Raw genomic sequence first — 14399 nt, 5'->3', positions numbered from 1 at the left:
AACGGCAAGGACCGGTCAGGAGGGGGTACAAAAAACCGTGCCCAACTCACCGCGGAGGGCGGGGCGGTGACCGGATATCAGCGTCACCCCCAGGGACTCCACCGATGCGGGCCCCGGAATCCGGCCACCCGGCAGGACGGCACCGTCGCCCGATACGCACAACAGAGCAGGCCGTCCGCAATGGACGGCCTGCTCTGTATTTGTGGAGCTAAGGAGAATTGAACTCCTGACCTCCTGCATGCCATGCAGGCGCTCTACCAACTGAGCTATAGCCCCAGGTCTTGTCTCCGCCCGGTTCCCCGCTGCGGCATCGCCTACATTACACGGACCTCCCCGCCTTCTGCCAAATCGTTCTCCCGCCACCCGGCCACCACCCCGGACGAGGCCCTTCGGGCCGCGGCAACCTCGCGGGCCGTTCGGCGGGACGCGCGGTACTGTCGGCACTACGTGCCCGATTCGTCCTGGGGGAGCCGTACGCCGTGACCGCGCTGGAGCTGGAACAGCCCACCGACCCCGGCGGCCCGGCCACCGACAGGGGCGCCATACGCCGGCACCCGACCCTCGCGGCGGCCCTCGCCTGCCTGGTCTCGTTCACCGCCTTCTGGATCGCGCAGCGCCTCGCGCACGTGACGATGATCGACCTGATGGTCTACCGCGCCGAGGGGGAAACCGTCCGCGCCGGCGGGTCCCTCTACGACATGGTGGCGACCTCGGCGCGGCTGCCCAACACCTACCCGCCCTTCGCGGCGCTGCTGTTCACCCCGCTCACGCTCCTCGGCGTCCCGGAGATGCGCACCCTCGCCACCGCCGGCAACCTCCTGCTGCTCGTCGCCGTCGTCCACCTCTCGCTGCGCCTGGCCGGCCGGCCCCGGCGCCTCCCCGGGCCCGCCGCGACCCTGGCGGTCTCCGCGCTGCTGGTGTGGTGCGAGCCGGTGTGGACGACGCTGCGCTACGGGCAGATCAACCTGCTGCTCGCCGCGCTGGTCCTGTGGGACCTGACCCGTAAGGACACCAACCGGCTCGCGGGCGTCGGCATCGGCATCGCGGCCGGCATCAAGCTGACGCCGGCGCTGTTCGCGGTGTCCCTCGCGCTGGCCGGCGCCCTGCGGGCCGCCCAGCTGGTCCGCTCCGGCGCGGGGGTCCGCGCCGCCTGGAACCCCTGGCTGCGGCAGGCCGCCGTGGCCACCGCCACCTTCCTGGCCACCGCCGTCCTGTCGGCCCTGGCCCTGCCGCGCGACGCGCACCGCTTCTGGACCGAGATCGTCTTCGCCGCCGACCGGGTCGGCGAGGTGGAGATCACCGCGAACCAGTCGCTGCGCGGCGCCCTCGCCCGGCTGCTGCACACCCACGACCCCGGCGCCGCCTGGATCGTTCTCGCGGGCCTGACCGCGGTCCTGGGCCTGGCGCTGGCGGCCGGGTCACTGCTGCGCGGGGAGCGCGCCTGGGCGGCCGTGGCCTGCGCGGCGACCGCCCTGCTGGTCAGTCCGATCTCCTGGTCCCACCACTGGGTGTGGTGCGTACCGATGCTGACCCTGTGCGGCTCCGAGGCGCTGCGCCGTACGGGCACCGCCGCCCGCCGCTGGTGGACGGCGGCGATCGCGCTGGGCCTGCTGTTCGGCTCGTTCGCCCTGTGGTGGGTGCCACACCGCTGGAACCACCACCAGGAACTGCACCAAAACGGCGTCCAGATGCTGCTCTCCGGTGTCTATCCGATCGCCGGGCTGGCCGTACTGGCGCTCACCGGGGCGCGGCTGTGGCGGCGGCCCGGCGGGCGGACACACCGCGGCGGGGCCGGACCGGCCGAGACCCCCGACGGCATCCGAACCGCTCGTCCCCGGTGAACCGCCCCGCGATGCCGGGGAATTGAGCCGAGGCCGGTCGCGATCGGCGGGCGCGGCCGCGCTCAGGCCGTCGCGAACGAATAGAACCGCTTCAGCGTGCAGTGCTCGTCCAGCAGCCGCCCGTAGATCGGCTCCCCGTCGAGCTCTCGGTACGTCTCGATCGGATCGCCCTTTATGACCAGGGCACGGGCGCATTCCTCGCACCAGTACTGGTAGTCGGTGTTGACGGGTTCCATGTCGCGGACGATCGGCGTACCGCTGCCGCACCAGTCACATTTCCTGCTGTGGGCGCCCATCCATCAGCTCCAACTGTGGCCGCAGGCCGTACAGACGAAGGAAATGCCTCCGTTGTCACCCAGCACCTGCGCCACATGGGACGAGCCGCACGAAGGGCACTGCAGGGCGGAACCGGCTCTCGCGCCGCACACGGACGCCGGGCCGTCAACGGGGCAGGTGAAGCGGAGCGCGTATTCCGGCAGCCAGTCATAGCCCTGCGCCTCGGCCACTTCGAGCAGGTCGTTGACCTCCTCGAGGATGCTCGTGGGCATCGCGATCTCTCCTCCCCTGCCGGCGCCGTCCGATTCTGCCACGGACCGCCGACCGGGTCAGGCCCGACTTCACGTCACGCCCGCGCCGGCGGCCGCGCGTAGAACGCGAAGATCCCGCCTCCTGAAGGAGACGGGATCATCCGGGCTGTGGAGCTAAGGAGAATTGAACTCCTGACCTCCTGCATGCCATGCAGGCGCTCTACCAACTGAGCTATAGCCCCGGGTCTTGTTCCGCTCCTCCGGGTTTCCCCCGGCGGCGCCGCGAACAAGAAGAACTTTAGCCTGCGACCTGCCCAGATGTGAAATCCGGTCGGCCGGGGCCGCTCCGCGGGCTCAGTCGTCGTCGCCGAGCACCGGTTCCGGCAGGGTGCCGGCGTTGTGCTCCAACAGGCGCCAGCCGCGCGCGCCCTCGCCCAGCACGGACCAGCAGCAGTTCGACAGGCCGCCCAGACCCTCCCAGTGGTGGGCGTCCAGGCCGAGCAGGCGCCCGATGGTGGTGCGGATCGTGCCGCCGTGGCTGACGACGACCAGGGTGCCGTTCTCGGGCAGCTTCCCGGCGTGGTTGAGCACGACGGGGGCGGCCCGGTCGGCGACCTCGGTCTCCAGTTCGCCGCCGCCGCGCCGCACCGGCTCACCGCGCTTCCAGGCGGTGTACTGCTCGCCGTACTGCGCGAGGATCTCGTCGTGCGTCAGACCCTGCCAGTCGCCCGCGTAGGTCTCCCGCAGGGCGGCGTCGTGCGTCACCTCAAGGCGGGTCAGGGCGGCCAGCTCGTTCGCCGTGGCCGCCGCCCGCTGGAGGTCGGAGGCGACGATGGCGTCCGGCCTGAGCGCCGCGAGCAGCCGGGCCGCGCGCCGCGCCTGGGCACGGCCCGCCTCGGTCAGCTCGATGTCCGTCGAGCCCTGGAAGCGGCGCTCCAGATTCCAGGCCGTCTGGCCGTGGCGCCACAGGACGATGCGGCGGCCCGGCGGCCTCTTCGTGCCGTTCAGAGCAGCTCTCCGTCCTGCTGACTGGCCGTGGCCTCGGCGTGCGCCGCGGCCTTGCCCCGGGTGGCCTTGGCCTCCTCGGGGAGGTCGATCTCGGGGCAGTCCTTCCACAGCCGCTCGAGCGCGTAGAACACCCGCTCCTCGCTGTGCTGGACGTGCACGACGATGTCGACGTAGTCGAGCAGCACCCAGCGGGCCTCGCGGTCGCCCTCGCGGCGAACCGGCTTGGCGCCGAGCTCCTTGCTCAGGCGCTCCTCGATCTCGTCGACGATCGACTTGACCTGGCGGTCGCTGGGCGCCGAGGCCAGCAGGAAGGCGTCGGTGATCGAGAGGACGTCACTGACGTCGTAGGCGATGATGTCGTGCGCGAGCTTGTCGGCTGCGGCCTGAGCGGCGGCGTTGATGAGCTCGATGGAACGGTCCGTGGCGGTCACAAGCGGCTTTCCGGGTCGAGGGCGGCGTCTCCGGCCGGGCAGGGAAGCGGGGCGCTCGGCTGAGCCACGGCGCGGGCCGCAGTCCCCATGGCAACCGGATCAGCGGTCAGGTACCCCTCAAGGGTCTCACGGACCGCCGACACCCCCGCCAGAGTTTTCGATCCCGTCGACCGGATTCGCTGTTCTGGCTGGTCAGGGACGTGGCAGGGGGTGCCCGGCCCCGCTGTGGGGGCCGGGTGTCCCGCTCGTCAGCCCTTGTAGTCCCGCCCCAGCACCACGGCGATGTCGACGTTCGAGGCGACCTTGCCCTGCTTGACCGCGCTCGCCGGGAGCCCCAGCGTCTTGGCGACCTCCGTGGCCTTCGCCTTCTGGGCGGCGTCCGCGTAGGCGACCTGGGAGGTGGCCCGGGCCACACCGTCGGTGCCCTCGTCGACGAAGCCGTAGCCGCCGTTGAGCAGGGCGACCTGCGCCTTGCCGGTGGCGACCTTGGCGCCGGTGGCGTTGCGGACCCCTACCCGGGCGGTCGCGTCGGGGGCGGTCTTCTTGACCGTGCCGCCGAGCACGTCCTTGACCACGCTCGCCGCGGTGGCCGGGCTGAGCGTGCCGTTCGCCTGTACGGGCAGCAGGGTCGTGCGGTACGCGCCGGTCTTCGCCAGCTCCGCCCGCTGCGCCAGCGAACTGCCCAGCTGGGCCTCGGTGAGCGGCGGGTCGAGCACCTGCAGCAGCGCCTTGACGGTGGCGGTGGCCCCGTCGGCGTCGCTGGAGACCTTCTTCAAGGTGGCCTGCACGACCTGCCCGAACCGCTGGAGCTGCTTGATCTGGGTCTCGCCCGGCGCCTGGTAGGTGGCGTAGGCGACGGCCGCCTGGCCGTTGAGGTCCCGGCCGCTGCCCTGCTTGACCACCGGGGAGGCGCCCTTCTTGGCACCGGGAACGGTGGTGTCGGCGTCGAGGGTGATCCCGCCGACCGTCTCGACGAGGTTCTCCAGGTACGGGGTGTCCAGCCGCCAGGTGGCCTTCAGGTCGGCGCCCAGGAGGCTGTTGAGGGACTCCCGGGTCGGCTCGGAGCCGTCGTCCTTGACGGACTTGCCGAGCGTCGTGGCGCTGCCGTCGTCCTTGGGGACGACGAGGCTGTTGGGCAGCAGGACGGTGGTGCCCTTGTGGGTGGTCTCGTTGTCGACGAGCAGGGCCGTGGAGCTCCTGCCGGACGTGGTGTCCCGCAGATGCACCACGAGCACGTCGCGCTTCTGGCCGCCGGCCGCGGCCGCCTTGCCGGTGTCCGGGCCGGACAGGCCCGGCAGCTTGCCCGCCCACCACAGATAGCCGGCGCCGCCGGAGAGCAGCAGGGCCAGCACGACGGACAGCGCGACGAGCCGGCTGCGTCCGCGCCGCTTGGCCTCCTCGCGCCGCTCGGTGCGGCTCTCGGTGAACTTCAGCCAGTCGATGACGTCTTCGGAGTCCTCGTCCGGCTCCTCGATGAAGGAGAACTGCTCGGTGTGGTACTCCGGGCCGGCCGGGGCCGCGCCCTGGGATCCGCCCGTCGCGGCCGGCTCCTCGCGGTCCGGCGACGGGGCGCGGCGCTGGGCCGGCGGCCGCGGCGGCTCGTCGTGGGAGAGCTGCTCGTAGGGCGAGGGCTGGGACTGCTGCGGGATCCACTCCTGCGACTGTTGCTGCTGCGGCCGGCCGTAGGGGTCGTACTGCTGGGGGTAGCCGGGCTGGGCCTGCACCTGCCGGCCGCCGTACGGGTCGTAGCCGTACTCCGGCTGGACCGCGTGGCCCGGCTGCTCCTGGTAGTGCTGGCCCTGGTGCCCCTGTTGCGCACCGTAGGAGTCGTAGCCCTCGTAGGCCGGCGGTGCGGGCTGCTGCTGTCCGTACGCGTCGTAGTGCTGCTCGTACGACGGCTGTGCGGCGTCGCGGTAGACCGGCTGCCCGTAGGCGTCGTAGGTGTAGCCCGGCTGCCCCTGCTGGTCGGGGGCATACGGGTCATGGGCATACGGGTCCTGCGGCCCGTACGGATCTGGTCGGTCGCTCACCGGTGCCCCTTTCCGTCAGCCCCGTCAGCGGTCGTTGCGGTACAGCTGTTTTTTGTCGATGTAGCGCACCACACCGTCCGGCACCAGATACCAGACCGGATCCCCCTGGGCCACGCGCGCCCGGCAGTCGGTCGAGGAGATGGCCAGTGCGGGCACCTCGACCAGGGACACCGCTCCCTCGGGCAGCCCGGGGTCCGCGAGGACGTGGCCGGGCCTGGTCACCCCGATGAAGTGGGCGAGTGAGACCAGCTCCGCGGCATCGTGCCAGGTGAGGATCTGGCTGAGCGCGTCGGCGCCGGTGATGAAGAACAGATCCGCGTCGCGGTGCTCGGCACGCAGATCACGCAGCGTGTCTATCGTGTACGTCTTGCCGCCGCGGTCGATGTCGATACGGCTGACGGAGAACTGCGGGTTCGAGGCGGTCGCGATGACCGTCATCAGATAGCGGTCCTCGGCCGGGGACACCGTCTTGTGGCTCTTCTGCCACGGCTGCCCCGTGGGCACGAAGATGACCTCGTCGAGGTGGAACTGGCTGGCCACCTCGCTGGCGGCGACCAGGTGTCCGTGATGGATCGGGTCGAACGTGCCGCCCATCACTCCGAGTCGCCGCTTCACGGGCCCTGTGTGCTCTCCCATGCGTGCAGACCCTACTGGGCGGCGCGCGATGCCGGGGGCCGGGTGCCGTCGACTCAGCGGTCCCGGTTGAAGCGGGTGGTGATCCAGAGCAGGAGGAGCAGGATAAACAGGGCGCCGCCGCCGGTCACATAGGGGCTGAGGCTGGCGTGACCGCCACCCGCGTGCTCGCCTTCGGCGAGGGAGACCAGGGACTGTGCGGTGGTGTGCAGGCTCATCGTCGGCAGGACCAATCCGGGCTGGGGGACGGGCAGAGACTTCCACCACATCGTAAGCGGCGGCTCACCGCGGGCTCACGGCGACTCCGCCCGGACACCTCCGAAGTGGCCCGGGCGGACCGGCGGGGTCAGTCCCGGCCGTAACCGCGCAGCAGGAACCAGGCGAGCAGGACGGCGCCGAGGACGCCGGCGATGATCACGGTGCGCAGGATCCAGCCGGGGCCGACGTCGTGGGCGGTCTCCTGGGCGGCGGCGAGCAGCACGCTCGGATGCGGCATGACGATGCGCTCCCTCGGGTACCGGCCCGTGGGGTCGTTTGTCCGGGCCTGTGCGGTCAGTGGTGCGATCGCCAGCGTACGCCCGAGCATCCAATCCGTTGTCAGTGGCGTCCTCTAGTCTGAGACACACGCAGTCGAACAGGGGGAGGCCCCAATGACGGAGAGCCCAGGCGGCAGCGAGAGCGTACCGAGCCGGGACCGGCGGCGATTCCCCGGAATCTCCTCCCGGTCGTACGAGCACCCGGCGGACCGTTCGGCGCTGGTCGCGCTGCGCAAGCTGAGCGGGTTCGACACCGTCTTCAAGACGCTCAGCGGCCTGTTGCCGGAGCGCAGCCTCCGGCTGCTGTTCCTGTCGGACTCGGTCCGGGTCGGCGACCAGCAGTTCACGCACCTCAACGACATGCTGCGCGATGCCTGCTACATCCTGGACCTGGAGAAGGTCCCGCCGATGTACGTCAATCAGGACCCGCAGCCCAACGCCATGTGCATCGGCCTCGACGAGCCGATCATCGTGGTGACGACCGGCCTGGTCGAGCTGCTCGACGAGGAGGAGATGCGGGCGGTCATCGGCCACGAGGTCGGCCACGCGCTGTCCGGGCACGCCGTCTACCGCACGATCCTGCTGTTCCTGACGAATCTGGCGATGAAGGTCGCCTGGATCCCGCTGGGCAACGTCGCGATCATGGCGATCGTGACGGCGCTGCGCGAGTGGTTCCGCAAGTCGGAGCTGTCCGCGGACCGCGCCGGCCTGCTGGTCGGGCAGGATCTGCAGGCCTCGATGCGCGGCCTGATGAAGCTGGCGGGCGGCAATCATCTGCACGAGATGAATGTGGACGCCTTCCTCAAGCAGGCCGACGAGTACGAGTCCGGCGGCGATCTGCGCGACTCCGTGCTGAAGATCCTCAACCTGCTGCCGCGCAGCCACCCGTTCACGACCGTGCGGGCGGCCGAGCTCAAGAAGTGGGCGGCCAGCCGCGACTACCAGCGGATCATGGACGGCCACTACCCCCGTCGGGACGAGGACAAGGACACCTCCGTCTCCGACTCCTTCCGGGACTCCGCGGCGCACTACGCCGATTCGGTGCGCAACAGCAAGGACCCGCTGATGGGCCTGGTCCGCGATATCGCGGGCGGTGCGGGCGATTTGGGCGGCAAGCTGCGGGACACGGTCTTCCGCGGCGGCCAGCGTCCCGGCACCTCGGGCGGCGCGAACGGATCCGGTGGCACGGGCGGCTCGGACGATTCCTGAGGGACCGGACGGCGGACGAGCCGGTGGTCCCGCCGACGGACCGGACGCCCGACGGCCCGCCGGGCGGATCGGCTAACGGATCGGGTGGCTCGGCTTCGGCTGGGCGGCGGGCGCCAGCTCACCGCAGAGCGAGGGGTTGGCCCGGTCCCTGGCGTAGGGGTCGGTGCCCGCGGGCCGGTCATGGCCGGCGTGCTGTCCCGCGAACAGCGGGCGCAGCGCGTCGGCCGGCTGCGAGGAGCAGGCCAGCGGCCCGGCCTGCAGACTGCTCTGCAGCAGCTCCAGTCGGTGGTCGGCCAGATCCTCGCGCCCGACCCGGAAGTGCATCTCACGCCGCACGGTGACCAGCGAGGCGGCACCCGGGGTGGCCTTGCCGACCTCCGCTCCGGCCGGCTTCTGCGGCGCGCCGGGGGCGGGCCGTACGGCGTAGACGAAGGTGTAGTCGGCGGTCACGACGAGCGCGTCCGGGCTCAACTCCGCGGCGGAGAGGGTGCCGTTGACCCGTACGTCCCGGTCGGCGAGCCGGGTGACGTCGGGGTCGAAGCGGACCAGCCAACCGGTCGCGGCGTAGCGGCCGTTGTCGTCGGGGTGCGCCAGGCTCCGGTCGAACTGGTCGAGTTGCCCGGTGTCGAGCAGCAGCCGCACCGGACGCACGGAGCCGCCGGTGAGGGTGGCCGGGTCCAGCGACGACTGGACGAGGTAGTCCTTGGCGATGCTCAGGGCCGAGATGATCTGGCCGTCGGAGAAGTGCTCGGTGCGGGCGACGGGGGGAAGGTTCACGCCCGCGGCGCCGATCTTGTAGTCGGCCGCGGGGCTGTGCGCGAAGAGGTCCTCGGGTGTCGCGCCCGGTACCTCCCCGCTCGGCGCGAGCGGCACGACGGAGGAGCGCAGCGGCTGGACCCGGGACTGCTCCGGGGTCTTGTAGGGGTGCCGGATGCCCATGTAGACGGCGGTGCCGAAGGCGAGCACGATCAGCAGCACCAGAAGGATGGCCTGCCGCGAGCCGCCCAGCCGCATCCAGGCATGCCGGGTCTTCACGGCCGGTGAATGATGCTCACCCAGCCGCTCGTCCGCCGAGAACTCCTGCAGTCGGGCAGCCCGCACGAACGATTCGTCGAAGACAACGGATCGGTATTCGTCCTCACCGCCTCCCGAGGCGCCGTTGGGCGTCCCTTCGGGAGGGTCACCAGGCCCGGTCATACAACAAGGGTAGGTCTGCCGGGGCGAAGGTAAACGCCGGGGCGCCGGGCAACTTCAGCGCAAGGTTCCGTTTCGGGGACCCGTATCGCGGGAAGGGTGTCCGGCCGTCACTGCGGCCTGGGAACCGCCGAGAACGACGGGCGCGCCGGCTCGGCGGACGGCAGCGCCGGCAGGCCGGGCCGCGCCGTACGGACGCTGTCCGCGCCGCTCGTGGCCGGGAGGTCCACCCCACTGGTCGTGGGCGTCGGAGCCGGGCTCTGGTTCCGTCCGGAGGCGCCCCGGTAGACGGCGCTGAAGGCCAGGGCGACGAGCCCGATGCCCATCACGACGGCCAGCACCCAGGCGACCGGGCGGTGCCAGCGGGTGCTGCCACGGTAGGGGCGCAGCGACCCCCCGTAGGGGCCGTAGGGGTGGTAGGCGCCGTAGCCGCCGTCGTCCTCGTACTCGTCGCCGTACGCGTCGTAGTCGTCGGCTGCGGGGCCGCGGCGCCCACGGCGGCCGCGGGCCGCGGCCTCGGCCGGATCGTCACCGTCGGGACCGAAACCGGCGCCCGAACGGGCCGCCTCGGCCTCGGCGCGCGCCTCCGCGGCGGCCAGCATCCGCTCGACCGCGGAGGGCTCGTGGATCTGTGCGGACCGGACGAATTCCTCGTCGAAGACCACGGAAGCGAACTCCTCGTCCGCGCTTCCGTGGCTCCCGTGGTGGTGCTCGTCGGGCTCTTCGCCGTCCGGGAACGGCTTGCCCCCCACGTCGTCCGGCACCCGTCCAGATTAGCCCCGGCCGCTGGATTTGGGCAGGGATCCGGTCAGGGAGAACCGCCCGACCGCAGCCGGGCAAAGCCACCGGCAGCACCCCACAACGGCTCCGCCCCGGTCCACCCCGACGCACCAGCCCTAGCGGGTGTGCCCGTCCCCGGTGACGATGTACTTCGTGGACGTGAGCTCCGGCAGACCCATGGGGCCGCGGGCGTGCAGCTTCTGGGTCGAGATCCCGATCTCCGCGCCGAAGCCGAACTGGCCGCCGTCGGTGAAGCGGGTGGAGGCGTTCACCGCGACGGTGGTGGAGTCCACCAACTGGGTGAACCGGCGGGCGGCGGCCTGCGAGGTGGTGACGATGGCCTCGGTGTGGCCGGAGGTCCAGCGCCGGATGTGCGCCACCGCCGCGTCCAGGTCGGGCACCACGGCGGCCGCGATGTCGTACGAGAGGTACTCCGTCGCCCAGTCCTCGTCCGTGGCGGGGGCGACCAGCCCGGGTCCGGCCTGCTGCCAGGCGGCGTCGCCGTGCACGATCACGCCGGCCTCGGTCAGCGCCTCCAGGGCGCGCGGCAGGAACTTCTCGGCGATCCCGGCGTGCACCAGCACCGTCTCCGCGGCGTTGCAGACGCTGGGCCGCTGGGCCTTGGAGTTGATCAGGATGTCGATCGCCATGTCGAGGTCGGCGGCCTCGTCGACGTAGACATGGCAGTTGCCGGTGCCGGTCTCGATCACCGGGACGGTGGACTCCTCGACGACCGTACGGATCAGCGAGGCGCCACCGCGCGGGATCAGCACGTCGACCAGGCCGCGGGCGCGCATCAGCTCCCGGACCGACTCGCGGCTCTCCCCGGGCACCAGCTGCACCGCGTCGGCGGGCAGCCCGGCGCTCTGTACGGCGTCGCGCAGCACGTCCACCAGGGCGCTGTTGGAGGCGTACGCGGAGGACGAGCCGCGCAGCAGCACGGCGTTGCCGGACTTCAGGCACAGCGCGGCGGCGTCCACCGTCACATTGGGCCGGGCCTCGTAGATGATCCCGATCACTCCGAGCGGGACCCGGACCTGGCGCAGGTCGAGACCGTTGGGCAGGGTCGAGCCGCGCACCACCTCGCCCACCGGGTCGGGCAGCGCCACGACCTGGCGGACGTCCGCGGCGATGGCCGCGATCCGCTCCGGGGTGAGGGTGAGCCGGTCCACGATGGACTCGGCGGTGCCGGCCTCGCGGGCCTTGGCGACGTCCTGGGCGTTGGCAGCGACGATCTGGCCGGTCCGCTCCACCAGGGCGTCGGCGACGGCGAGCAGGGCGGCATCGCGGACCGTACGCGGCAGCGGTGCCAGGACGGCGGCCGCCTCCCGCGCGCGGCGGGCGGTCTCGAGGACGGGGGAGCTCTGCGATGCGCTGCTGGTCATGGCCGAAAGCCTAGCGGGCGGGCCGGCCGCCGCCCGGGGGTATCTCACAGCGCGGGACGCCGCGCCCGGTGGTCAGTAGGGGTGGACGCCGACCGGTGAGGCCGGCGGCAGGCCGTACCCCTCGGCGATGCGCTGGTGGTAGGTCTCGCGGTCGATGACCTCCAGGCCGACGATCTCCCACGGCGGCAGCTTGGCGGTCGAGCGGTGCTCGCCCCACAGGCGCAGCGCGACCGCCGCGGCGTCGTGCAGATCACGGGCCTCCTCCCAGTAGCGGATCTCGGCGTGATCGTTGGCGTAGCGGCTGGTCAGCAGGAAGGGGTGGTCGTGGGCGAGCTGTTCCAGCCCCCGCCGGACCTCCTTGAGCGGAGCCTCGGCGCCCGAGACGCTGAGGGTGATGTGCCACAGCCGGGTGGCCTCGCGGCGCTCGCCCTCCGGGACGGGCCGCGCCGCCCGCGTCCGCTCGGCCCGCTCGTCGTCGTCCGGCCGGCCGCCGACCTCGCCGGTTTCGACGCTGGTCAGCGTCCGCTCCGCCGTCCCTCGGGGCAGTGCCCCCGGGCGCCCTCGTCTCACCGGCGGCCTCCTGTGATGCGCATCGCTCCGCCCTCGGGGGTGCGGAGCCGACTGGTGCGGTCGTACTTCGGCGTGTGCGCTTGCACTCTGCGGGCGCCGTTCCCCCGCGGCGCCCCACAACAAAGTTGACCAGCCCGCGGGCCGTCGCGGGGGCGTTTTCGCCAAGGTCTCCGCGGAAAGGCCGGTACGCGCTCCGCTTGGGGCGGTGTCCGCGCCCCCGCGGCGGCGGGCGTCAGTGGTGCAGCAGCACCAGATCGTCGCGGTGCACGACCTCCCGCTCGTAGGCGGGGCCCAGCTCACGGGCGAGATCGCGGGTCGAACGTCCCATCAAACGGGGGATTTCCCTGGCGTCGAAATTGACGAGTCCGCGGGCCACCGCGCGGCCGTCGCCGTCCCGCAGCTCGACCGGGTCGCCGGCGGAGAACTCGCCCTCCACGGACGCGATACCGGCCGGCAGCAGCGAGGAGTGCCGCTCGACGACGGCCCGCACCGCCCCGTCGTCGAGGACGAGGGCACCGCGCGGGGTGGAGGCGTGCGCGAGCCACAGCAGCCGGTTGGCGGAGCGCCGGCCGGTGCGCAGGAAGTGGGTGCCGGTCTGGCCGCCGGCCAGCGCGTCCGCGGCGTGCACGGCGGAGGTCAGGACCACCGGGATGCCGGCCGCGGCCGCGATCCGGGCCGCCTCGACCTTGGTGACCATGCCGCCGGTGCCGACGCCCGCCTTGCCCGCGCTGCCGATGGAGATGCCCTCCAGGTCCTTGGGCCCGCGCACCTCCGCTATCCGCGACGTACCGGGGGTGGCCGGGTCGCCGTCGTAGAGGCCGTCCACGTCCGAGAGCAGGATCAGCAGGTCGGCGCGGACGAGGTGGGCGACCAGCGCCGCCAGCCGGTCGTTGTCGCCGAAGCGGATCTCGTCGGTGGCGACCGTGTCGTTCTCGTTGACGATCGGTACGGCGCCCATGGCCAGCAGCTGGTCCAGGGTCCGGTAGGCGTTGCGGTAGTGGGCCCGGCGGCTGGTGTCGTCGGAGGTCAGCAGGACCTGTCCGACGCGGCGGCCGTAGCGGGCGAAGGACGCCGTGTAGCGGGCGACCAGCAGGCCCTGGCCGACGCTGGCGGCGGCCTGCTGGCGGGCCAGGTCGCGGGGCCGCCGGTCGAGGCCCAGGGGGGCCAGGCCGGCCGCGATCGCGCCGGAGGAGACCAGCACGATCTCCTTGTCCTGGTGCTTGGCCAGGACGTCCACCAGCGCGTCCACGCGGTCCGCGTCCAGTCCCCCGGCGGCCGTGGTCAGCGACGACGAGCCGACCTTCACCACGATCCGGCGGGCGTCCGCCACGCCTTCGCGCCGGCCGCCACCCCCCTCGACCGTGGCCTTTCCGGCCGCCCCTTCGTCCATGCTCGCGCCTGCCACCCTGCGTACCCCTGTGCTTGCCGATAACGCCGCCGTACGGGTATTCCTGCCGGTGCCCGCGCGACGTCCCTACGGGCGCAATCTACGGCAGTACGGCCCCCGGGCGCGTGCCGATATCGCCTGGCGGACGCTCCGCGAGACGGTCGGCCGGACTCCGCCGCGGCGCGGGAGGGACACCGCGACCGGGCCGTTGCCGTGTGCGTCATCCCACAGGGTTTTTCGTTAGACGGACGCCGAGGCCAACAGGTTGCGTTCGATTGGTCCGCTTTCGCGGTGATGAGAGCCACAGCAGATTGTCACCAAGGCCAACGAGGTCATACGGTCGGGTGTCCATCGGTCCCGTTTCGCCGCTCCGGCGGCGTCGCAGCGCGGGACCCGGCCGCCCCCCTCGGCCTCCCCCCTGACCTTCTTGCTGCCAGGAGCCCTCCCCCGTGCCTTCCGCCGGAATCGTTCCCCGCCGAGCCGTACAGCTCGCGGCCCTCTTCGCGATGATGATCGCGTTCATCGCCCAGCTGGTCGGTGCGCTGCTGCCCATCGTCCCGTTGTTCATCGCCGCGTCCGTGGTCAACCTGGGTCTGGACCTGGTCCTCCAGCACAAGCAGCCCGGCCTGCTGGCCGTGCTGGGCCGGATCCGGTTCGACGTCACGGTGCGCCAGTTGCTGCGCGACATGCTGATACTGGTCGGCCTGCTGCACATCGACGGCATCAACCCCCTGGAGGAGCAGGCGCCGCTCACCATCACGCTGCTGCTCTTCTACGGCACCCACTTCGTGTGCCAGGCGGTCGCGGTGCTGGTCCGCAGGACCCGCAGCCTGCCGTTCGTGACCCGCAACATCGACGCGAGCGCGCT

At 72.0% G+C, this 14399-nt stretch carries 15 protein-coding genes, 2 tRNA genes and 1 pseudogene; 3 read left to right on the top strand and 15 right to left on the bottom strand.

Annotation, left to right across the window (positions count from 1 at the left end; translation table 11 throughout):
• Window positions 1–203: 203 nt before the first annotated feature.
• Window positions 204–276: transfer RNA gene (locus ACZ5XZ_RS37340), tRNA-Ala, on the bottom strand.
• A gap of 203 nt (window positions 277–479) precedes the next feature.
• Here ACZ5XZ_RS37340 and ACZ5XZ_RS37335 point away from each other — a divergent pair.
• Window positions 480–1841 carry a glycosyltransferase 87 family protein gene (locus ACZ5XZ_RS37335; protein WP_468986625.1) on the top strand — a complete coding sequence of 454 codons (1362 nt, stop codon included), beginning with the start codon at window positions 480–482 and terminating at the stop codon, window positions 1839–1841.
• Window positions 1842–1903: 62 nt separating this feature from the next.
• Here the strand turns inward: ACZ5XZ_RS37335 and ACZ5XZ_RS37330 are convergent, their stop codons facing one another.
• The 9 genes from ACZ5XZ_RS37330 to ACZ5XZ_RS37290 form a co-directional block, all read right to left on the bottom strand.
• Window positions 1904–2137, bottom strand: a complete 234-nt coding sequence (locus tag ACZ5XZ_RS37330; RefSeq protein ID WP_030413843.1) for a hypothetical protein — start codon at window positions 2135–2137, stop codon at window positions 1904–1906.
• 3 nt (window positions 2138–2140) lie between these two features.
• Window positions 2141–2389: a hypothetical protein gene (locus ACZ5XZ_RS37325; protein WP_407289370.1), complete on the bottom strand. Its 249-nt coding sequence runs from the start codon at window positions 2387–2389 to the stop codon at window positions 2141–2143.
• A gap of 148 nt (window positions 2390–2537) precedes the next feature.
• Window positions 2538–2610: transfer RNA gene (locus ACZ5XZ_RS37320), tRNA-Ala, on the bottom strand.
• Between the two features lie 112 nt (window positions 2611–2722).
• Window positions 2723–3376 carry a histidine phosphatase family protein gene (locus ACZ5XZ_RS37315; RefSeq protein WP_468986666.1) on the bottom strand — a complete coding sequence of 218 codons (654 nt, stop codon included), beginning with the start codon at window positions 3374–3376 and terminating at the stop codon, window positions 2723–2725.
• The gene (rsfS, locus tag ACZ5XZ_RS37310) at window positions 3373–3807 is read right to left on the bottom strand and encodes a ribosome silencing factor (protein ID WP_468986624.1); all 435 of its coding nucleotides are present in this window, start codon (window positions 3805–3807) and stop codon (window positions 3373–3375) included. Before rsfS ends, ACZ5XZ_RS37315 begins: the two co-directional genes overlap by 4 nt.
• A 248-nt stretch (window positions 3808–4055) precedes the next feature.
• Entirely contained in the window at window positions 4056–5837 is a 1782-nt protein-coding gene (locus ACZ5XZ_RS37305) for an LCP family protein (protein WP_468986621.1), read from the bottom strand.
• A 24-nt stretch (window positions 5838–5861) separates the two neighbouring features.
• On the bottom strand, window positions 5862–6473 hold the full coding sequence (gene nadD, locus ACZ5XZ_RS37300; protein ID WP_051006918.1) for a nicotinate-nucleotide adenylyltransferase: 612 nt from the start codon (window positions 6471–6473) through the stop codon (window positions 5862–5864).
• A gap of 53 nt (window positions 6474–6526) precedes the next feature.
• A complete protein-coding gene (locus tag ACZ5XZ_RS37295; protein WP_399147733.1) occupies window positions 6527–6688 on the bottom strand; it encodes a hypothetical protein in 162 nt (53 codons plus the stop codon).
• Window positions 6689–6816: 128 nt separating this feature from the next.
• Window positions 6817–6966 (bottom strand): hypothetical protein, encoded by a 150-nt coding sequence (locus ACZ5XZ_RS37290; protein ID WP_468986618.1) that lies wholly within the window; start codon window positions 6964–6966, stop codon window positions 6817–6819.
• A gap of 154 nt (window positions 6967–7120) precedes the next feature.
• On the opposite strand from ACZ5XZ_RS37290, the gene ACZ5XZ_RS37285 reads away from it, so the two are divergent.
• Window positions 7121–8215 carry a M48 family metallopeptidase gene (locus ACZ5XZ_RS37285; protein WP_468986616.1) on the top strand — a complete coding sequence of 365 codons (1095 nt, stop codon included), beginning with the start codon at window positions 7121–7123 and terminating at the stop codon, window positions 8213–8215.
• 72 nt (window positions 8216–8287) lie between these two features.
• On the opposite strand, the gene ACZ5XZ_RS37280 is transcribed toward ACZ5XZ_RS37285, so the two are convergent.
• From ACZ5XZ_RS37280 to proB, 5 genes are all read right to left on the bottom strand, one after another.
• On the bottom strand, window positions 8288–9412 hold the full coding sequence (locus ACZ5XZ_RS37280; protein WP_468986615.1) for an SCO2583 family membrane protein: 1125 nt from the start codon (window positions 9410–9412) through the stop codon (window positions 8288–8290).
• A 107-nt stretch (window positions 9413–9519) separates the two neighbouring features.
• Window positions 9520–10173: an SCO2584 family spore wall biosynthesis protein gene (locus ACZ5XZ_RS37275; RefSeq protein WP_468986613.1), complete on the bottom strand. Its 654-nt coding sequence runs from the start codon at window positions 10171–10173 to the stop codon at window positions 9520–9522.
• 132 nt (window positions 10174–10305) lie between these two features.
• A complete protein-coding gene (locus ACZ5XZ_RS37270; protein ID WP_468986611.1) occupies window positions 10306–11574 on the bottom strand; it encodes a glutamate-5-semialdehyde dehydrogenase in 1269 nt (422 codons plus the stop codon).
• 72 nt (window positions 11575–11646) lie between these two features.
• A complete protein-coding gene (locus ACZ5XZ_RS37265; RefSeq protein ID WP_468986609.1) occupies window positions 11647–12144 on the bottom strand; it encodes a hypothetical protein in 498 nt (165 codons plus the stop codon).
• A gap of 232 nt (window positions 12145–12376) precedes the next feature.
• Window positions 12377–13534: a glutamate 5-kinase gene (gene proB, locus ACZ5XZ_RS37260; protein WP_468986663.1), complete on the bottom strand. Its 1158-nt coding sequence runs from the start codon at window positions 13532–13534 to the stop codon at window positions 12377–12379.
• 446 nt (window positions 13535–13980) lie between these two features.
• Between proB and ACZ5XZ_RS37255 the strand changes: the two are divergent.
• A pseudogene (locus ACZ5XZ_RS37255) lies at window positions 13981–14399 on the top strand (hypothetical protein); the annotation flags it as partial.

The organism is Streptomyces sp. NPDC033270 (assembly GCF_055576575.1).
The sequence above is the reverse complement of the archived record's forward strand: the minus strand, read 5'-3'. Positions and strand labels throughout refer to the sequence as shown.